This is a genomic window from Alkalihalobacterium elongatum, assembly GCF_019024285.1.
In the GTDB taxonomy this organism is placed as follows: Bacteria; Bacillota; Bacilli; order Bacillales; family Bacillaceae_F; genus Alkalihalobacterium; species Alkalihalobacterium elongatum.
In genome coordinates, this window is sequence record NZ_WMKZ01000005.1 from 72,996 (window position 1) to 92,107 (window position 19,112).

Below are 19,112 nucleotides of genomic sequence, written 5' to 3' on the forward strand. Positions count from 1 at the left end.
TTTAATCCACTTTTAAAGATCGTCTTTCAATCGCATAATCAACTAATCTTTTAATTTCAATAAGCTCCTCCTTAGATGCATCTTGTTTAATATATCTAATTGCCTTTTTAATAGATTTAGGAAGGTGGTCAATGGTATTTATCATCGGAATACACTCCTTTTGTTTCTTATTAAAAGTTTTTTAAGTATGCGGTTTTAATCTAAACCGCATACTTAAAAAGCTTTAATAAAAAAGCTTGGGCATCTAACCCACCCTCACACCACACTCTTGACGACACGCGTCTAAGGCTATTCAACCCACAGTATGATCGAGTACCTCCATTGATAATGGTAAGGAGATATTACCAGATTTAATTCACTTTAACGCACGTTTATTCTTAATAGAGAACAAAACAATAAAAAAATATATCATTAATTAAGAAACTTGATTAATGATAGCACCTAATAAATCTGCTTTAGCTAATTTCAGCACTTTTTTCGCTTCCATAACCTTCTCTGTCTTACTTCTTCCGTTTCTAACAACTAAGATGACACTCTTACATTGATTTGCAAGTATTTTTGTATCAGAATAATCTAGTACTGATGGTGAATCAATTAGAATGACATCGAATGTTTGCGACGCTAAGTCAAGTAGTCTTGAGAACTCATATGACCCTAATAATTCTGCGGGATTATCAGGAATAGGTCCACTCGATAAGACCTCCAATTTTCCAATATTCGTTTCCTTAATTGCTTCCGTAAACTTCTTCTTATTGGAAAGTACAGAAGATAAACCGATCGAGTTATTGAGCTTAAAAATGGAATGAATTCGAGGATTCCTTAGATTAGCATCAATAATTAGTACTCTATCTTTTTGTTGAGCCATTGAAACTGCGAGATTTGCAACAGTGGTTGATTTTCCTTCTTCTGTAGACGGTGATGTCATCAAAATAGCTTTACAATTATGCTCTTCTGAAGTGAACTGAATATTTGTTCGTATGGTTCTAAATTCTTCGGTGATGATAGATTCAGGATTAGTGTAAGTAATTAAATTTCTTTTTTTATTTTTTTTCAATGTACTTCTAAGTCTCTTAAGCATTAACATCTTCACCTCGATACTCTATTTCTAGATGCCTATGTTTGTTTTTACTAATATTTCTTCTATTCATCTTAGATACACTTCCTAAAACTGTTAGCCCTAATTCTTCTACTTCACGATCTGAACGCACTTTGTCATCTAAGGAGTTAAGTAAAAATATAAATCCAGTTCCAAATACAAGCCCCATAATAATAGCTATATGAAAAGTCCTGTTTGATGGAGTATTAATTGGATATGGATTAATTTTAGCCTCAGATAGATAACTGACATCCTTAAAATTAACGATGTTTCCTATTTCATTTTTAAATATAGTTGCCGTAGTATTCGCAATATCTGCTGCTAAAACAGGATCAGAATCGACAACTGTAATTCTAACTACTTGGGAATTGTCGATACTCTCGACAGTTATTTGTCCTGCCAAACTTTCTGGCGATTTTTTTAAATTTAATTCTTCAACAACCTTTTCCATTATAATCGTATCTCTCATAATAACTCTTAATGTATTCATATAATCTGCATTTGCACCAACAATAATACGACTAGATGTTTGATATAGTAAGGTCGTATTAGATGAGTTTTGTAAGTACCCTGCAACTCCAGCAATAAATGTAATGATAATAACAATCCAAAAACGTTTCTTTAAAATATTGTATAGTTCTCTTAAGTTAATTTCTTTCGCCATACCATATTCCACCAGTACATAAACTTTTAAGACTATAACTTAATTCGTTTCTTTTAAAGAACAACAAAATCAATTTTAGCATCTCCATTTCTAATTTACCATATACAATGGTGTATTTTTAGTCAAAAAGAACCGGTTGTTCAGTTTGGAAAATCAAGTATAATGCCATTTTAGTTCTTAATAAAGAACATGTCAATAGAAAAACAATATTATACAAAGAGTTGTCTTAATTACTTTTTGATGTATTTCTAACCTGGTCTATTTCTCTTATAATTTTTTTTAATTCTTCTAAACTTATATTATGTCGTTTCATTTCTTCTGATAAATATACTAATAGGTTTTCCTCTGGATTATCTTTTTTATGAATTCTTCTTTCGCCAGTAAAAAAATATGAAATATCAATATCAAAATAGTTTGAAAGGCTTTCTAATACCTCTATTGCTGGCTTACGGGTTCCTCGTTCTATTTTTGATAAGTTGCTATAATTAAAATCAATAGCTTCCCCTAACTCTTTTAAAGTCAAACCTTGCTCTAGTCTTAAACTTTTTATCCTCTCACCAATATGTTTCAAATGCTATCACCTCAGTGCATAAGTTTCTTTTGTTTTTTATTAAGAACGAAGTTATAATAAAAAAATATCACAAATTGCCAAATTGAACAATACATAGCAAATAGAATTTTTAGTAATAAATGCCCTTTTGTTCTCTTTATAGAACTAAATATAATATTATAGGTTAAATAATACTATTTTTAATATACTTTACTACTTTATCAAACTATATATAGAACAAAAATAAAATTATAAATTACAGGTATTTTTTTGATTTAGATTGATTATATGAAAGTTAGTTCTATATAATGAACAAAAATAACAAACTTTTTCTATTATTAATCGGAGGGCATTGTTCATGAATCAATTATTTTCATTAGTTAAAAAAAGCAACCTTGATGAAGAATGGATATTTCTTATGAAAAAAGCTAAACAGATTGGACTAGAACCTAATGAAGTTAAGACTTTTTTAACTCAAGTCAAATCCCAAAAGGATGAAATTAAACAGTAGTTTAAATTCGTTCGAATGTAGTCTATGAACATAGTCTCGACTCAATAGACCCTATCTAAGCCTATAGGGGTACATGGTTTTTAAATAAAACTATTATTTTACATTTAATATAATAGGTATAATGCACCATATTAACCATCTTTTTACCTATGTAATTTTTGGTGAATTTACTGTTTTTTTGTCAAAATAGGTCAAAATGTAGATTGTCTTAGCTTTAAAATTTAATAGAAAAAATAGAAAAAATACTAATAGATTAGGTGTTTACACCTTTACAGGTTATATTTTATGGAATTTTAATGAAAATCTGTTATAAATATGACTTCAGTAACTAAAAGTTTTTTTGTTTTTTATATATGATGTATCTAGATAAATAATTTCTAGTTAGATAATCACATTATTCACCAATCAAACCTTAAAAAATTATTCCAAATACGTACGGTAGACCGATTTTAAATCTGAACAGGAACTAGGGGGGGATTTGAATGGACATTAAGGCCTGTGAAGTTTTAGACAAAGAATGGACAGCTTTAATGATAGAAGCAAAAAAATTAGGATTAACGATTGAGGAAATTAGAGAATTTTTTACGGAAATCACCAAAACATGATCTCTCGGTTCTATTTACAGAACAAGCCTAAAACTGGTATAATTTTATAAGTACACAGGTTGAGAGAGAGGATACGATATAGATGATCGGAGAAACAGTCAAAAAATTAAGACTAGAAAAAGGCTTGTCTTTATCTGAATTAGCGGAATCCGCAGGTGTAGCAAAATCTTACTTAAGTTCTATAGAAAGAAACATCCAATCCAACCCCTCCATACAATTTCTTGAAAAGATTTCTTCGGTTCTAGGTGTTAGTGTAGAAACACTATTAAATGAAAGCAAAGATAGGCACAATACTGAATATGATCTAGATTCCGCATGGATCGAGTTAGTTAAAGAAGCAATGGATTCTGGTGTTACTAAAGAACAATTCCGTGAGTACCTTGAATTTAATAAATGGCGTAAAAATAATAATTAAATACCTATATAAAATAGCCCACCTTTTTATATTGAGGTGGGTTGTTTTTCTTGTTCAGGTTCATCATTCAACACTTCGATTAAATATAGAAGTTCAACTCCTAGTGCCAAAGATATTTTTTCGAGCACCGAAATACTTGGGTTCTTTTGTAAGCCACGTTCCAGGTAACTAAGATATGATTTTGAGACCCCTGATAATTCTGAAAGACGGTCTAAAGACATTCTTTTCTTCTTTCGCAGCTCCCTAATATTCCCCCCATTCATATATACCTCACCCTTTTTATTTTTTAATGTATTTATCATTAATTAACTTTAAAATTCATTTCATAAAAGAATTTATCACTTTGATCTTCTTTTATTGATGTTAAAATCATTCCATATACTTCTATATTCCTACCAAACATATTTAGCGTCACTTTATAAACTACATTCTCTGAAACTGGAAATATTAAAGAAGTAATAAATTTCAGTGATGTCGTTGTAAATTCTATAACTCTTACATTCGTTTTCTTCGAGTTAACGACTTGGCCGTTTATAATATGTATCATTAACTCGGCCTGAACGGGACACTCTAAATCTATAGTTTGCATCTTTAATCCTCCTCCTTCCATATCTCTAAAACACCGATGTTCTTTATAAAGAATATACTATTACTTTTGTTCGTTATAGTAAACATAATTATTACCCCTATTTTCTTTATATTGAACAAAAAATCATGTTATATCTCATTTTCTCTCCTTATTTCTAACTTATTTACATTGTGCTTGTTTTAAGAACTAGTAATGGAATATAAAAATTAGGTAATTACTTAATTCATTACTGTTTTTTAAAAGGTAAAAGGATGTATTTTTACCAAAAAAAGGTGATAGGACCATTTATAGACAGCCTATCACCTTACATCCATATTATTTTGGTCTACAAACTTTAAAGATTGAAGCAAACAACTTTCGGTTCGGTCATCTCTTGAATGGAGAATTTTACACCCTCTCTTCCTAATCCAGATCCTTTCACACCGCCAAATGGCATACTGTCAATGCGGAAGTCACTACTGTCATTCACCATCACACCGCCAACATCTAATAATTGAATAGCTTCAAATGCAGCTTGGAGATGATTTGTAAAAATCCCTGCTTGCAGTCCATAATTGACATCATTGGCACGGTCAATTGCTTCTTGTAGACTATCCACTGCAAATAGCAGAACGACTGGACCGAATATTTCTTCTTTGGCAATCGTTGCATCCTGTGGTACATTCGTTAAAACAGTTGGCTCAAAATAAGCACCATCACGGGTACCGCCGCATTCTATTGTAGCCCCTTGGTTTACCGCTTCATTTACTAATTTTTCAACACGAATGGCTTCTCTTTCATTAATTAAAGGGCCCATATCGGTACTATCAAATAACTTACTTCCTCTTCGATACGATTTCGTTTTTTCTATAAAATGTGCAGTAAATGGTTCGTAGACGCCACGTTCTACATAAATGCGTTGAACACCTAGACAGTTTTGCCCCGCTGCCCAAAAGGCTCCAGAAACAGTTGAATTTACAGCTTGCTTCAAATCAGCATCATTAAGTACGATAACTGGGGAATTTGACCCTAGCTCCATACTTAGTTTTTTTAGGCCAGCTTTTTTAGCAACCTCTGTTCCTGTTTCCAAACCTCCTGTAAATGTAATCATTCGTACATCTGGGTGGGTAACGAGAGTATCACCGACTTCTCCACCTCTACCCGTTATCACGGATAAAATTCCGTTTGGTAAGCCAGCTTCTGAAAACGCCTCTGCTAGCTTTAAAGCACTTAGCGGTGTAACCGTTGCTGGTTTTACAATGATCGCATTGCCTGATGCAATCGCTGGACCTATTTTATGGGCCACTAAATTGAGAGGGTCGTTAAACGGCGTTATTGCCCCTATAATTCCGATTGGGAATAGAGAATAATAGCCCAATCGATTTTCATTTCCACTACTTTGATCAAAAGGTATGGTTTTTCCTTCTAATCTACGGCATTCTTCTGCACTAATGCGCAAGGTTTGAATGCAACGCTCTACTTCTTTTCTCGCTTCACGTATCGTTTTACTGCCTTCTAAAGCAATCGTAACTGCAAAATCTTCTTGTTGTTTTTCTATGAAATCAGCCGCACCTTGGATAATTTCGATTCGTTTAAAAACAGGCAATTTAGCTGAAGCAACAGCGCCTCCCTTGGCTGCTTGAACCGCTTCTAGCATATCTTCTTTTGTTGCTGCTGGAACTGTAGCAATGGCTTCATTATTTTCTGGATTCGTTACTGTTATTGTCCTGTCTCTGCCCACCCACTTTCCGGCGAGAAACATTTTCCTTTGTGCCACTCGAACTTTCATTGGCTTTCCCACCTTTCTTTTTTATAAAAACCGTATATCGCTATCCCCACCTTTACAGCAGAAGAGCTTTTTTTCCACTAAGCTTACTTAAAATGCTATTTAAAGGTGGTTCCTGTAAATATTCAACAAATCAATTAGTAAAGAATAGCCAGTTTCCAATCGACCTGCACCTGGACCTGAAAGGGTAATGGTTCCTGCCAAGTCACAATTAAAGGAGACTGCATTTAATACCCCTTGAACTTGTGCGAGTGGATGCGTTTCATCGATCATTTCAGGTTGAACCGATGCTTTAACGACGCCATCTTCTTTTCGAACACGAGCAATAAGCTTCCACCGTTTTCCAAGTGTTTTCGCTTTCTTAATATCATAAGGTGTAATTTGCGTAATTCCATCACACGATACATCATCTACTTTAAGCACGGTATTCATTACGGTATTGGCCAGGATGACAATTTTATAACGAGCATCAAAACCTTCCACATCGCTTGTTGGATCAGCTTCTGCATATCCAAGCTCCTGTGCTTCTTTTAACGCTTCTTCATAGGAAAGTCCTTCCTCCATACGTAGCAACATATAGTTTGTCGTCCCGTTAAGAATACCTGTGATTTCCTTAATTTCATTACCCGCTAGTGCTGTTAGTGGCATCCTTAGTGCGGGGGTTCCACTCATTACCGTTCCTTCGAACCCCCAGCGGACTCCATTTTGTTTTGCTAATTCTGATAACTCTTTATAGGCAAGAGCAACAGGTCCTTTATTACTCATCACAACATGCTTTCCTGATGCAAACGCTGTTTTACAATGCTCAATTGCAGGCTGGCCTGTTTTGACATCAGTAAATGTCACTTCAACAATCGTATCTGCGTTTGTTTGCTCAATCGTTTCAAAGCTATCTAAATCGCGAATAAGCCGCTCATTATCAGGATAGTCATCTAGTGTTCCCGTCTTTTTTACAATTTGCAATGCTTTCTCTATATCAAGACCATCAGGGTCATAAATCGAGCCCTTCATGACATCCGAAATGGCCACGATCTTACCTTCCCAACCTGTTTCAGCCTTTAATAAGTCTTGCTTAGCTAATAAAATTTCCGCTAATCCTTGGCCGACGGTGCCAAATCCTAATAATGCTAACTTTTGCATAGCCTAAGCCTCCTTCAGAAATGGCTAGCGAACCGCCTCTTTCACGTACGTAAAGGCTTCTTTAAAATCGTTTATAATGTCTTCCGCATTTTCAATACCACAAGATACACGTATTAGCCCTTCTGGAATTCCCATTGCTTTGCGCTCTTCTGGAGTACACTCGACATGACTTGTCGTTCTTGCTGGACCGACCGTTGTTTCAACTGCTCCTAAGTTTGCAGCACGATGAGCAAATGTGAGATTAGGTAAAAGCTCTTTCACTGTATCGATTCCACCCTTAACAGCAAAGCTCAACATACCACCGAAGCCAACCATTTGCTTCTTGGCAATTTCGTGGTTTGGATGTTCCTCGAGCCCTGGGTAAAATACGGATTCCACCATCTCCTCTGATTTTAAATAGTTTGCTAGCTTCATAGCATTTTCTTCTTGTCGTCGCACTCTAAGCTCGAGTGTCTTCATTCCACGTAAGATGAGGTATGCTGCCCACGGATCCATTGTTGCTCCGTTTATTTCACGATAGTGATAAATTTTCTCGATATACTCGGCATTATTACTACAAGCCACTCCACCTAATGCGTCTGCGTGACCACCAAGAAATTTAGTCGCACTATGAAGAACAATATCCGCCCCAAGCTTTAATGGTTGTTGATTTAATGGTGTAGCAAACGTATTGTCGACGATGACGATCGCTCCTGCCTTTTGTCCTGCTTCTGCCATTCGTTTTATATCCGTAATTTTAACAGTTGGATTCGTTGGTGTTTCTAAATAGAGGATTTTACAGCCTTTAGCAACTTCCGCTTCAACCTGTTCGTGATTCCCTGTTTCACAAAAAGTAATATCAATATCCATTTGCGGTAAAAACTCTGTAAAAATTTTATTAGTTCCGCCGTACGTATCTTTGATCGTAACGACACGATCTCCTGGTCGCAAAAAGGTATAAAGCGTATTGCTTATCGCTGCCATCCCCGTTGAAAAACTAGTCGCTGCCTTTGCTTCTTCAAGTTCTTTTAGCTTATCTTCAAACGCTTGAACGGTTGGATTCGTGTTTCTGCCATAAATATGTCCTTTTTTTCTTCCGACCGCTACTTCATACCACTCATCCATATCATCATAGTTGTAAGCGACACTCGGTATGACAGGGACTTGAGTTGCTCCATGTACGAGGTAGTCTTTTTCCCCTGCCCAGACAGCTTTTGTCCCCATTTTAGCTTTTTTCATTTTGTTTTCCATACGATCTCCTCCTTGAATTAATTAAGCTCCCATTCCCCCTGGCCATGATTTTTTCCCAGCATTTTTTACAAACAATTTCCTTGGTGTACTCGCTAATAACTCATAACCTGTTTCAGTTACTCTAAAGGACTCACTTAACTCAACACCATAATCATCCAACCAAATGCCCAAAATCATATGAAATGTCATATTTGGCTTGAGGATCGTTTGATCTCCTGGGCGTAAACTTGCTGTATGCTCTCCCCAGTCTGGTGGATAATTTAGACCTACAGAATAGCCAATTCTCGACTCCTTTTGATAGCCTCTTTTTTGAATCGATTTTCTCCAAGCGCGTTCAACTTCTTCACAGGTAATGCCTGGTTTTATAACGTCAAGCGCTGCTTCCATTCCCTCAATCACAACTTCTGCAAGATCTTTTACTTTTTCTTCTGGTTCACCAATTGTGACGGTCCGGGCGAGGGGAGCATGGTATCTTTGATAACAGCCCGCTAACTCAATTAATACCGTTGTATTGGGTTTATATGTCTCATCACTCCACGTAATATGTGGTGTTGATGTTCGTTCACCTGCTGGCATAAGTGGGACAATAGCTGGATAATCCCCACCAAATTCTGGAGTCCCCTTAATTTGTGCTTCAAAAATTTTCGCAGCGACATCGCATTCACGCACACCTACATCGATCGCATCTATTCCTACTTCCATTGCGCGTACCGCGATTTGTCCCGCTCTCTTCATATATTCGATTTCCGTATCAGATTTAATAATTCGTACCCAATTTACTAGATTCGTACTATCTTTAAACACCGCGTTTGGAAGACCTTTAAATAACCGCTCGAAGCATTTTGCTGAAAAATAGTAGTTATCCATTTCAAGCCCGATAACTCTTTTGCTCTGACCAATCTCCTTTAAAATGTTGCCGATAAAATCATACGGGTGCTTCGTATCTGAATTCACGTAATAATCTGGGTACGGAATAATATGCTCATGAAAGAGCCAACTCGTTACTTTCGCTGCGTTTGCATCCATCTCTCTACCAATCCAAAGTGGTTGTGGTTCGTCGATAATCACAATCAATGCTTGATGAACATAAAATGACCATCCATTATATCCTGATAAATAATTCATATTCGCTGGATCCGTCACGACTAACACTTCAATGCCTTCTTGAACCATTTTTTCTTTCGTTCGCCGCAAACGCTCATGATACTCTCCATGTGGAAATTGAAGCATCTTCCTCCACTCCTTTCGCCCCTTTCTTCGATTTTCCTTACTTTAGTGATTTGTTATTATCATAAGCAATTAGGAGGTTTCACGATATTGTAAAAAGTGTAAGAATATTCAGTTAACATGTATTACACTTTTGTTAGGTAATTGAGCTTAAGTTAAATCAAGAGGTTAATTAGCGGGGAGCGTTGGAGCAGGGGTGGAGTAAGAATGATGGTGGATAAATCAAATCATTAAGATGATTTGAAATGCGACACTAATATTTAACATCATACCACTCCTTTCTTTACGCATTTCAAAGATTTTTTAGGGGCACGGAACCTCCCCTTTCGTTCCCACACCCTCCTGGTTTTTTCCTCCAGCTGGCACGAACTACTCTCTTGCTTTACTAGACCCTCCTAGTTTTTTCCTCCAATAGGCATTAAAGCTTAATAGGGCCTATAGATCTATTATCAAGCCTCTTTTATTTTTAAAAAGGGCGGCGATCCTAATACGAATTTAAACATTAATAAGGGATATAAATGTGGTAATTTATATCCCTTCATATCATTAGTCTCCCTATAGAGTATGTTTCCACCTATTTTCATTCAATTACTGACTTCTGTGAGTAAATATAATGCCTAGCATCTTCTGGTGCGGACGTGGCTAGCCATATTCGAATACTTAAGTTTAATAGGAATAGATCATCTGGGTTGACGAGTGAGAGCTTTGTTAGCTTTTCAATTTTCCGAAGGCGATATAACAATGATTGACGGTGGAGAGACAAGCTTCGTGCGGTTTTACTAACATTATAATGATGCTGGGTAAATATAATAAATGTCCGAACAAGTTCCATTTGTCTAACTTGATCATAATTAATTAAAGGGGTAATAACTGCTTCAGAAAGTTGTTGTACTTCTTCATTTTCACTTAATGACAACAAAATCCGCTCAACCTTGGAGTCATCATAATACATCCTTTGGCCAGGCCCTTTTTGGCGTCTTCCAATTTCAAGTGATTGCTGGGCATCTCGATAGCTTTTAGCAAATTTTAATTCATCGTCATATACTCTTCCAATTCCCCAAGACATGACGACTCCAGGTAATAGATTACCTAGTCTTCTTTCAAGAAGGTCGAGAAAATAGTGGACACTATCTTTTCTCGAAACGACGGTTGCTTCTAGAAAAATGATGATTTCATCTAGTTGATACGTCATTAATAATTGCTTTTCTAGTGATTGACTAGCAAAAATGACTTCCTCTTCAATATAGTAAACCATACTGTGTAACCACTTTTCGTAACTCGTATGCTTGATTTGATCGCTATTTTCATACATAGCTCGCAAATTCTCTGGATGACCTACAATGCAGACGTAAGGAACACTAACGTCGTAACCGAGCAGGCGAGCCCTCTCACTAATTCTTTCCCAAGATGTAAGGTCACCCTTGGCAATACTACAAACAAAATCATCGCGCAGCTTAAATTCAGTTTCTAAAATTGCGTTTTCACGTAAAAACCATAAAGCACTCGCAGTTGAAGCATGTTCTAGAAGATTAATAGAAAAATGACTAAGTTCATCTTTGAGAGGGTGAGTAGAGTGTAAAATAATGAATAAAAACCCGAGAACACGGTGAATATCTTGTATGATCGGTAGTTGGACTATTTTCCATGGGGGATGATCTAGTTTATGAATCTTTTGATGAAGCGGATGATGTGTCGTATCATCAGTTATAAAGGTATGATGAGGAACTTTATTATCAGCTCTTAACTTTCCCCACTCAAATCGAATCTCTTTCGTTTGCCTAGCACTTCCTTTGACTTGCCCATCTTTATCTGTAATAAGGACAGGGGCGTGAATATGCTTTCCGACATATTGTGCCACTTTGTCTAAATTTCCCCCATTTAATAAAATATTAATGAGCTGTTGTTGTACTTTTTCTGAATCTTTTAATTCTTGTTGCTGCCTACGATTTAGTTCTTTCATGACTTCATGAGTAATGTCTGCAAACCTTATTTCCCAAGGAATTTCAATGATTGGGAACTGCGCTTGTTCAGCAAGCTGTATGACTTCAGTTGGAATATCATATATAAACCTCCCTGTTGCAACAGCTAAGGCACTTGCTTCGGAATCGACAACATCTTGAACGTATTGTTCAAAGGCATCGATATTTTGTTCGCAGCCTATTCCAGTCGTTAAAACAAGTTCATTTTTTCGAACAAAGTTCTCAACTGGGCTCTCGGTAATTGATACCCACTCAACATAACGTTCTTTTAAATACTTTCCCCCAGAAAGGACACGAGCCGAATTCAACAAATCAAAATTCATAATATCATTCATGGTTAGTTGCATAAGCTCTGCCTCCTCTTTGAAAAGTTCTCTTACTACCACATTATTAATCTTCGCTTTTAAATATTAGCAAAGACAAGTATTTTCTCTAATTCTTACCCTTTTTCTAGCACCAATAATCGATTTCCTTCTAAACTCATTCAGTTCTTTTATCAAAACTTATCTTAAACAAAAAAAAGCTATCCAATAAACTGGATAGCCACTAGGGGGAGTTGGAGAGAGAACAGTTAGAAGCCAACTCTTAGGTTAAGGAGCACCTTGTAAGGTTATTATAAAAAAGATCAATTACTTTTACAGTGATTGTGTCAAGTTTTCTTACGGGAAAAATCCATCTTTTTCTTCAATATTAAAATAATATCTCATTTGACGAATCACTTCTTGTAATTGTTCATTATCCTGCTGTTGTCTTGCTACTCTCTCCATTTCTCCATACATTGATTGAAGCATAGATTGTGGATCACTCTGATATTGATGTTCACTTGCTGGAGTAGAAAAAACGTGGTCGCTTTTCATATCAAAATCATCCACTGACATTGATTGAAGCTGTTCCTTGACTTGATTTAAATTCGATTTTAAATCTCCAGAAATTGAATTTGCATGCTGCAAAAATTCATTTACAATTTGTTCCATTTGCTGCTTTTTGTTCATTAGTCATTCAACCCTTTCTATCTACCCTAATCATAGGATTAACAAGAACATGAAAATTATGTCATGTTAATTAGTGTAGATTGAAAAGTATTTTAGTTATTTTAACTGTAATTCTTTTAAATAAACAATGGCTTGTGCCCGGTCTTTAACCCCTAACTTGCTATAAATTTCACTAATGTAATTTTTCACTGTTCCTTCACTAATGAAAAGTTGTTTAGCAATCTTTCGGTTGCTAAATCCTTTAACGATTAATGCAGCCACTTCCTTTTCCCGTTCCGATAACCGAATACCTAATTTCTTTAACTTATCAACGTTAATTTCATTTTCGATTACCGAATTGAATTTAGAAAGTCGTTTAGCTAATTTTGAGGCAATGACTGTCGGCAGCATTAATTGTCCGCTAGCTGCTTCACGAATGGAATTAATTAATTGATCATAGTTCATATCCTTTAATAAAAAGCCATCTGCTCCACATGCCAATCCTTCAATAATAAAATCATCTTCAGCAAACGTAGTTAAAATAACAATTCTCATTTCTGAATTTACCTTTTTTATTTTCTTTAAGCTTTCTATACCGTTCATATTAGGCATTTTAATATCCATAAGAATTAAGTTTGGCTCAAACTCATTCATTTTTTCAATTGCCTCTTGTCCATCTTCAGCCGTCGCTACAACTTCCATGTCTTCTTCTAGGTCAATGATCGTTTTGAGTCCTTCCCTCATCAATGTTTGATCATCAGCAATTAGTACCTTTATGATGGTCAACTTTTTTCACCCCTGCTCAATATCTCTTGATGTTTATTATACGATGGATTTTCCAGAAAAATAGTAAAACATTTGAGTTTTAAGAATATTTTTTATATACTTTAGCTAGTCCTAATTTGAGTCATTGACTTAAAAAATCATTCTTGTTTTAGGAATATACTTGCTAAGAGATTACTAAATTAGACCTACTATTTTGTTTTATGACCAAAAGGAGGTAATCCATATTGAGAGATATTGATCACCTGGATAAAAGCATTCTCCGACTTCTTTCAAAAGATGGAAGAATGTCTTTTACAGAAATTGCGAGTCAATTAGAGGTTACAGAAAAAACGGTTCGCACCCGTTATAGAACGCTTGTAGATGAAGGAATATTAGATGTAGTAGGCGTCGTTAACCCGATATCTCTTGGTCTAAAAGTTTCTGCGATCATACAACTAGGAGTAGAATCACAAAAATTAGCTGATGTTATGGAAAGTGTAATGTCTTCTAAAGAAGTTCGACACCTTTCTTTGATCACAGGTGAATACCAAATACTCATGCAAGTAAATGTTAAAACATATGATGATTTGACGTTGTTTTTAAAAGACCTAAATGCTATACCTGGCATTAGTAAGTCGAATGTAATGATTCAACTAGAAGTTAATAAAAACACGTTTGAAATTTATTAAGGGGGATACATAATGCCAAACAAAAGACCAATTACAAGTGAAGATTTATTTAAAATTTCTAATGTAGGCGAAGCACAAATCGCTCCATGCAATGGCAAATTTGTATTTGTAAAGACAACAATTGATGAAGATCAAGAATACCGTTCTCACCTTCATTTCCAACGTTTCGAAGCGTCTTCTAGCACACAATGGACATTTGGTAAAGTAAGGGATCATTCGCCACGTTTTTCTCCAGATGGAAAAAAACTAGCTTTTGTTTCAAATCGTTCAGGAAAATCACAAATTTGGATAATGTCTACTGAAGGTGGAGAACCACAACAGTTAACGAAAAGTAAAAATGGTGCGTCACACCCTGTTTGGTCCCCTTGTGGAACACAATTGCTTTTTAAAACGTCATTAAAACTAGATAAAAACGAGAGCATCTTTGATCAAGAAGAGAAAAAGGAAGAAAAGACAAAGTCAGAGCCTCTTGTCATTAATCGATTAAAATATAAATCAGATGGTGCTGGTTTTCATAATGAAACGTATCAACAACTTGCACTCATAAATGTTGAAACGAAAGAAGTAACAGAACTTACATCTGGGAGATATAGTTACGAGCCAAGCTCATGGTCTCCAGACGGAAAATATATTGCACTTTCAGCTAATTTAACGGAAGATGCTGATTTTCAAATCGTTTCTGACCTTTATTTATTAAATGTTGAAACAAAAGAACAAACATTATTAACAGATCATAACGGCGTTTACAATAGTCCAACATGGTCACCAGATGGAACAACTATTGCTTGTTTCGGTAATGAGCGTGAGTTTTTAGGCGCTACAATCAATCAAATTTATACGATCGATATAAGCACAAAAGAAAAAAAATGTATTACTGAAACATGGGATGTTCATATTACCGATGCTGCAATTTCTGATATGCGTTCTGGACATCCAACTCCTGGTCCTGTTTGGTCAGCAGACGGAAAAACATTATATTTTTCTGCGAGCGAAAACGGGAATACAAGCCTTTATGCAATTGATGAACAGAATGAAATTACACCCATTTTTGCTGAAGAAGGCCATGTTTATGGTTACACCTTTGACGAAGAAAGAACATTTGCCATCATCGGGCTTAGCGATGCTTCAAACCCAGGTGATCTTTATAAAGTAGTACTTGGGGAGAAAAAGAAGCAAAGATTAACGAATATCAATGAAAAATTCCTTTCTGAAGTTCATTTATCTATTCCAGAGCCTATTACAGCAAAAGCAAGTGATGGATGGGAAGTTCATGGTTGGGTAATGAAACCATATGATTTTGAGGAAGGTAAAAAATACCCAATGATCCTAGAAATCCATGGCGGTCCGCATGCAATGTATGCAAACTCATTCTTCCATGAACTACAACTTTTAGCTGCTAAAGGCTATGTTGTACTTTATACAAACCCTCGTGGGAGTCACGGTTACGGTCAGAAGTTTGTTAACGCTTGTCGTGGCGATTATGGTGGAAAAGATTATGAAGATTTAATGGCAGCAGTTGATTATGCTTTAGACAACTTTGATTATATTGATCAAGATCGACTAGGTGTAACAGGTGGAAGCTACGGCGGTTTCATGACAAACTGGATCGTTGGACATACAAATCGCTTTAAAGCTGCAGTCACTCAACGTTCGATTTCAAACTGGACGAGTTTTTATGGCGTTAGTGATATCGGTTATTTCTTTACGAAATGGGAGATTGGTGCTTGCTTCCAGGATGATCCTGAAAAATTATGGTACCACTCACCACTACGTTATGTGAAAAACGTCGAAACACCATTATTAATTTTACACGGTGAAAACGACTACCGATGCCCTATTGAACAAGCAGAACAACTTTACATTGCTTTGAAACACCAAAAGAAAGATACAATGTTTGTTCGTTTCCCAGAAGCAAACCATGAACTATCACGAAGTGGTCCACCACATCTACGCGTTGAACGTTTAAACCATATTGTCAATTGGTTTAATGAAAAACTTTAATTACTAAAATAATAAAGCTGACTCCTAGGACATTAAGTACTCTCACTTATTTATTAAAAGTGATGAGCATACACCCTTATGAGTCAGCTTCTTTTTTGTTATTATAGATATAAACCATTTTAAGGAGATGGGGGAAATGTCTGTAACACTCGATCAAATCAAGCAGCTCCTTGCGAAAAGACAAGCGGGAGTATTAAAAGACGCAAGAGCTTTAAAATCAGCAGTATTCGTTCCAATCATAGAAAAAGATAATGAACTTCATATTTTATTTGAAGTCCGCTCCAAACAATTAACCCATCAACCTGGTGAAATTTGCTTCCCAGGTGGAAAGGTAGATGTAACAGATCCATCAGAAGAAGAAACAGCGAAACGAGAGTTGTGTGAAGAACTTGGTCTAACAGAAGGTGACATTACATCTATAGCGCCTTTAGATGTACTCGTAACACCGTTTCGCGGAACGATCTTCCCATTTGTTGGTCAAATTTTATCACCAAATAATATTATACCTAGTGAAGATGAAGTTGAGGAAACCTTTACAGTTCCATTAAGCTTTTTATTAGAAACAACACCGAAGACTTATAATATGAATATCCATTTTGAACCAGATGAAAACTTTCCTTTTGACCTAATACCTAATCGAGAAGCTTATACGAAACGAACCCATACGTTCCCAGAAATCTTTTATTTCTATGAAAATTATGTCATTTGGGGGTTAACAGCACGTATCCTACATCATTTACTTGAGCTAATTAAATCAAAACATTAATTAGTCTCTTTTTCTTGTTCATCTTGTGGTAAAAAGAAAATTAATATTAGGCTTATGAGCGCAAATATAAATATTCCCCAATACACATAAGATAGTGCTTGTGCGAGCGCATCCTGAATAAATAAAATTTCTTGTTCAGTAAGTTGTTTTCTTTGTTCAGGACTTAAAATAATATTGACGATATCCATATCTAATTCATAGTCAAATGTGCCTACCATTCCTTCAAGCTTCATTTTCAACTGGCTATTAAGAATACCACCTAGTAAGGCCACTCCTACTGCGCCTCCTAATGTCCTCATAAACATATTGGAAGCCGTGGCCACACCCCTCTTTTTCCAATCGACATGACTTTGAATCGAAACGATGAATGTTGTCGTTGAAAAGCCCATCCCTACTCCTATGAAAAACGACCCTAGTCCTGCCCAAACTGGATGTTGAACAAGCGACAAAGTTAAATAAAACGTTGAACCCACAACTAAAGCAAAACCACCAATAAGAGCTGACTTTCGATAGCCAATTCGAAGTAAAAGTTTCCCAGCTATCGTTGAAGAAATCGGCCAGCCAATTGAAATCATCGTTAATGTAAATCCAGCAATCATAGCAGGCTGGTTCATTACACCTTGAACATACGTAGGAAGAAAGGATGAGACTGCTAGTAATAACGCCCCTGATGCAAATGATGCGATGTTAGCAATAACAATTAATGGGGTCCCCCATATATCCATCGACATAATTGGTTCTTGTGCCCTTTTTTCTTGATAAATAAAAGTGATAAAGCTGACCCCAAACAAGCTCACGCATAATAGTACAGGAAGCGAAAGCCAGTCCCACTCTACTCCACCTTGAATTAATACCATCATAAGCGAGCCTACACTAATTAATATTAAAACTGCTCCAAAATAGTCGACAGAAGGTTTGGTTTTCTCAAAACTTTCTTTTAGAAATAAAACGACTAATAGAATGGCTAGTAAACCAAAAGGTATGTTAATCCAAAAAATCCAAGACCAGTGCAGGTACTGAACAAATACTCCACCTAAAACAGGTCCGAGAATGGAGGAAATTCCCCAAATACTTGCTAAGTACCCTTGAATACTTGCTCGTTCCTCTTTCGTGTATATATCACCAACAATAGTCGTTGCAATCGGTTGAACAGCCCCAGCTCCTAACCCTTGAATAAACCTAGCAATAATTAACCATTCCATGGATGTTGCAAACCCACACCATATCGATCCAAATAGAAAAATTAAAATACCAATTGTGAAAACTATTTTTCTTCCAAAAAGATCTGCTAATTTTCCGTAAATGGGGATTGATACAACTTGCATTAGTAAATATCCTCCAAATACCCAAGTAAATAAACTAAAGCCCCCAAGATCAGAAACAATTCCAGGCATTGCTGTGGCGACGATAGTTGCTTCTACCGCAGCCATAAACATTGCTAATATGATAGCGAATAATACAACTGGTCTGTTAGTTGTTGTTCTACTTAAAAGATTTCCCATTGTCTCTCAACTCTTTCCTATTACAATTAAACTCTATTTATTACCTTTAAATTCCTATAATACCAACTGAAAAGTCAGAAAAATTTAAATTAAATATAATTTTCTTAAGATTTCTTCTTGAAAGAATGCCAAATTTCGTGTAAATTCTAATTAAGTTTACTAATTTTTCTCTACTTGTGAAAGGGAGGGGGAATTATCATCTCATATTTGTCTTCATTTGGGAGTATACCTTTCATAAAAACTGAGTGGTCGGTCAGCTTTTCGATTGGTATTTTTGGAGACAGATTGAGTGTTCGATCAGTTCATCAATGGGTTAGTGAGCTTGAGAAAAAATGAAAGCACTTACAAAATAAAGGGGGAGATTTTTAATGAGTGCGTATAAAAAAGAAGTTTGGTTCACCATTATTATGTCAGCTATTTTCCTACTGGCGGGGCATGTCGGCTTTATCTTTTCTATTTTTCCTGTAGAAGGTAACTTGTTCGGATTCCCAATTATGTACATCGTTCCAATTTTAATTGGTTGGTTCGGTATTTTCATTCTAACTCTTATTGCAGGTAAAATTGGAAATCACATCGATGAAGCAATTGATGAAGAAAATGCTCGATTAAGTAAAGAGACAAATGATAGCCAGAAAGGAGTAAGTTAA

21 protein-coding genes are annotated in these 19,112 nt (G+C 35.8%); 7 read left to right on the plus strand and 14 right to left on the minus strand.

Features of this window, described 5'->3' with window-relative positions; all coding sequences use genetic code 11:
- Position 1 precedes the first annotated feature (1 nt).
- The 4 genes from GKP30_RS08760 to GKP30_RS08775 all read right to left on the minus strand — a co-directional run bounded on the left by GKP30_RS08760 (position 2) and on the right by GKP30_RS08775 (position 2,331).
- On the minus strand, positions 2–145 hold the full coding sequence (locus GKP30_RS08760) for a hypothetical protein (RefSeq protein ID WP_216829050.1): 144 nt from the start codon (positions 143–145) through the stop codon (positions 2–4).
- A gap of 270 nt (positions 146–415) precedes the next feature.
- On the minus strand, positions 416–1,078 hold the full coding sequence (locus GKP30_RS08765; protein WP_216829051.1) for a CpsD/CapB family tyrosine-protein kinase: 663 nt from the start codon (positions 1,076–1,078) through the stop codon (positions 416–418).
- Positions 1,071–1,760, minus strand: coding sequence for a YveK family protein (locus GKP30_RS08770; protein WP_216829052.1), 690 nt, complete (start codon positions 1,758–1,760; stop codon positions 1,071–1,073). The genes GKP30_RS08765 and GKP30_RS08770 overlap by 8 nt, the downstream gene beginning before the upstream one ends.
- A gap of 226 nt (positions 1,761–1,986) precedes the next feature.
- Positions 1,987–2,331, minus strand: a complete 345-nt coding sequence (locus tag GKP30_RS08775) for a helix-turn-helix domain-containing protein (RefSeq protein WP_216829053.1) — start codon at positions 2,329–2,331, stop codon at positions 1,987–1,989.
- Positions 2,332–2,668: 337 nt separating this feature from the next.
- Between GKP30_RS08775 and sinI the strand changes: the two genes are divergently transcribed.
- From sinI to GKP30_RS08790, 3 genes are all read left to right on the plus strand, one after another.
- Positions 2,669–2,821: a DNA-binding anti-repressor SinI gene (sinI, locus tag GKP30_RS08780; RefSeq protein ID WP_216829054.1), complete on the plus strand. Its 153-nt coding sequence runs from the start codon at positions 2,669–2,671 to the stop codon at positions 2,819–2,821.
- Between the two features lie 482 nt (positions 2,822–3,303).
- On the plus strand, positions 3,304–3,426 hold the full coding sequence (locus tag GKP30_RS08785) for an anti-repressor SinI family protein (protein WP_216829055.1): 123 nt from the start codon (positions 3,304–3,306) through the stop codon (positions 3,424–3,426).
- A gap of 82 nt (positions 3,427–3,508) precedes the next feature.
- On the plus strand, positions 3,509–3,841 hold the full coding sequence (locus GKP30_RS08790; protein WP_216829056.1) for a helix-turn-helix domain-containing protein: 333 nt from the start codon (positions 3,509–3,511) through the stop codon (positions 3,839–3,841).
- 26 nt (positions 3,842–3,867) lie between these two features.
- On the opposite strand, the gene GKP30_RS08795 is transcribed toward GKP30_RS08790, so the two are convergent.
- The 9 genes from GKP30_RS08795 to GKP30_RS08835 form a co-directional block, all read right to left on the minus strand.
- Complete coding sequence (locus tag GKP30_RS08795; RefSeq protein WP_216829057.1) at positions 3,868–4,104, minus strand: helix-turn-helix domain-containing protein; 237 nt, start codon at positions 4,102–4,104, stop codon at positions 3,868–3,870.
- 38 nt (positions 4,105–4,142) lie between these two features.
- The gene (locus GKP30_RS08800; RefSeq protein ID WP_216829058.1) at positions 4,143–4,430 is read right to left on the minus strand and encodes a hypothetical protein; all 288 of its coding nucleotides are present in this window, start codon (positions 4,428–4,430) and stop codon (positions 4,143–4,145) included.
- A 334-nt stretch (positions 4,431–4,764) separates the two neighbouring features.
- Positions 4,765–6,198, minus strand: coding sequence for an aldehyde dehydrogenase family protein (locus tag GKP30_RS08805; RefSeq protein WP_216829059.1), 1,434 nt, complete (start codon positions 6,196–6,198; stop codon positions 4,765–4,767).
- 99 nt (positions 6,199–6,297) lie between these two features.
- A complete protein-coding gene (locus GKP30_RS08810) occupies positions 6,298–7,335 on the minus strand; it encodes a homoserine dehydrogenase (protein ID WP_216829060.1) in 1,038 nt (345 codons plus the stop codon).
- A 24-nt stretch (positions 7,336–7,359) separates the two neighbouring features.
- Complete coding sequence (locus GKP30_RS08815) at positions 7,360–8,565, minus strand: cystathionine gamma-synthase family protein (RefSeq protein WP_236034980.1); 1,206 nt, start codon at positions 8,563–8,565, stop codon at positions 7,360–7,362.
- Positions 8,566–8,586: 21 nt separating this feature from the next.
- On the minus strand, positions 8,587–9,795 hold the full coding sequence (locus GKP30_RS08820; RefSeq protein ID WP_216829061.1) for a M24 family metallopeptidase: 1,209 nt from the start codon (positions 9,793–9,795) through the stop codon (positions 8,587–8,589).
- A gap of 577 nt (positions 9,796–10,372) precedes the next feature.
- The gene (locus tag GKP30_RS08825; RefSeq protein ID WP_216829062.1) at positions 10,373–12,118 is read right to left on the minus strand and encodes a PucR family transcriptional regulator; all 1,746 of its coding nucleotides are present in this window, start codon (positions 12,116–12,118) and stop codon (positions 10,373–10,375) included.
- A gap of 312 nt (positions 12,119–12,430) precedes the next feature.
- Positions 12,431–12,763: a hypothetical protein gene (locus GKP30_RS08830; protein WP_216829063.1), complete on the minus strand. Its 333-nt coding sequence runs from the start codon at positions 12,761–12,763 to the stop codon at positions 12,431–12,433.
- A gap of 96 nt (positions 12,764–12,859) precedes the next feature.
- Entirely contained in the window at positions 12,860–13,528 is a 669-nt protein-coding gene (locus GKP30_RS08835; protein WP_216829064.1) for a response regulator, read from the minus strand.
- 224 nt (positions 13,529–13,752) lie between these two features.
- Between GKP30_RS08835 and GKP30_RS08840 the strand changes: the two genes are divergently transcribed.
- The 3 genes from GKP30_RS08840 to GKP30_RS08850 all read left to right on the plus strand — a co-directional run bounded on the left by GKP30_RS08840 (position 13,753) and on the right by GKP30_RS08850 (position 16,963).
- On the plus strand, positions 13,753–14,196 hold the full coding sequence (locus GKP30_RS08840) for an Lrp/AsnC family transcriptional regulator (RefSeq protein ID WP_236034981.1): 444 nt from the start codon (positions 13,753–13,755) through the stop codon (positions 14,194–14,196).
- A gap of 12 nt (positions 14,197–14,208) precedes the next feature.
- Complete coding sequence (locus GKP30_RS08845; RefSeq protein ID WP_216829065.1) at positions 14,209–16,197, plus strand: S9 family peptidase; 1,989 nt, start codon at positions 14,209–14,211, stop codon at positions 16,195–16,197.
- Positions 16,198–16,333: 136 nt separating this feature from the next.
- Positions 16,334–16,963: an NUDIX hydrolase gene (locus GKP30_RS08850; protein WP_216829066.1), complete on the plus strand. Its 630-nt coding sequence runs from the start codon at positions 16,334–16,336 to the stop codon at positions 16,961–16,963.
- Here GKP30_RS08850 and GKP30_RS08855 read toward each other — a convergent pair.
- Entirely contained in the window at positions 16,960–18,465 is a 1,506-nt protein-coding gene (locus tag GKP30_RS08855; RefSeq protein ID WP_216829067.1) for an MDR family MFS transporter, read from the minus strand. The two genes, GKP30_RS08850 and GKP30_RS08855, sit on opposite strands and share 4 nt — an antisense overlap.
- A 368-nt stretch (positions 18,466–18,833) precedes the next feature.
- Between GKP30_RS08855 and GKP30_RS08860 the strand changes: the two genes are divergently transcribed.
- The gene (locus GKP30_RS08860; RefSeq protein WP_216829068.1) at positions 18,834–19,112 is read left to right on the plus strand and encodes a hypothetical protein; all 279 of its coding nucleotides are present in this window, start codon (positions 18,834–18,836) and stop codon (positions 19,110–19,112) included.

Excerpts from the sequence above, each read along its gene's own strand:
- GKP30_RS08760 (WP_216829050.1), bottom strand. The coding sequence starts at position 145 with ATGATAAATACCATTGACCACCTTCCTAAATCTATTAAAAAGGCAATT.
- GKP30_RS08765 (WP_216829051.1), bottom strand. The coding sequence starts at position 1,078 with ATGCTTAAGAGACTTAGAAGTACATTGAAAAAAAATAAAAAAAGAAAT.
- GKP30_RS08770 (WP_216829052.1), bottom strand. The coding sequence starts at position 1,760 with ATGGCGAAAGAAATTAACTTAAGAGAACTATACAATATTTTAAAGAAA.
- sinI (WP_216829054.1), top strand. The coding sequence starts at position 2,669 with ATGAATCAATTATTTTCATTAGTTAAAAAAAGCAACCTTGATGAAGAA.
- GKP30_RS08785 (WP_216829055.1), top strand. The coding sequence starts at position 3,304 with ATGGACATTAAGGCCTGTGAAGTTTTAGACAAAGAATGGACAGCTTTA.
- GKP30_RS08790 (WP_216829056.1), top strand. The coding sequence starts at position 3,509 with ATGATCGGAGAAACAGTCAAAAAATTAAGACTAGAAAAAGGCTTGTCT.
- GKP30_RS08795 (WP_216829057.1), bottom strand. The coding sequence starts at position 4,104 with ATGAATGGGGGGAATATTAGGGAGCTGCGAAAGAAGAAAAGAATGTCT.
- GKP30_RS08800 (WP_216829058.1), bottom strand. The coding sequence starts at position 4,430 with ATGCAAACTATAGATTTAGAGTGTCCCGTTCAGGCCGAGTTAATGATA.
- GKP30_RS08805 (WP_216829059.1), bottom strand. The coding sequence starts at position 6,198 with ATGAAAGTTCGAGTGGCACAAAGGAAAATGTTTCTCGCCGGAAAGTGG.
- GKP30_RS08810 (WP_216829060.1), bottom strand. The coding sequence starts at position 7,335 with ATGCAAAAGTTAGCATTATTAGGATTTGGCACCGTCGGCCAAGGATTA.
- GKP30_RS08815 (WP_236034980.1), bottom strand. The coding sequence starts at position 8,565 with ATGGAAAACAAAATGAAAAAAGCTAAAATGGGGACAAAAGCTGTCTGG.
- GKP30_RS08820 (WP_216829061.1), bottom strand. The coding sequence starts at position 9,795 with ATGCTTCAATTTCCACATGGAGAGTATCATGAGCGTTTGCGGCGAACG.
- GKP30_RS08825 (WP_216829062.1), bottom strand. The coding sequence starts at position 12,118 with ATGCAACTAACCATGAATGATATTATGAATTTTGATTTGTTGAATTCG.
- GKP30_RS08830 (WP_216829063.1), bottom strand. The coding sequence starts at position 12,763 with ATGAACAAAAAGCAGCAAATGGAACAAATTGTAAATGAATTTTTGCAG.
- GKP30_RS08845 (WP_216829065.1), top strand. The coding sequence starts at position 14,209 with ATGCCAAACAAAAGACCAATTACAAGTGAAGATTTATTTAAAATTTCT.
- GKP30_RS08850 (WP_216829066.1), top strand. The coding sequence starts at position 16,334 with ATGTCTGTAACACTCGATCAAATCAAGCAGCTCCTTGCGAAAAGACAA.
- GKP30_RS08855 (WP_216829067.1), bottom strand. The coding sequence starts at position 18,465 with ATGGGAAATCTTTTAAGTAGAACAACAACTAACAGACCAGTTGTATTA.
- GKP30_RS08860 (WP_216829068.1), top strand. The coding sequence starts at position 18,834 with ATGAGTGCGTATAAAAAAGAAGTTTGGTTCACCATTATTATGTCAGCT.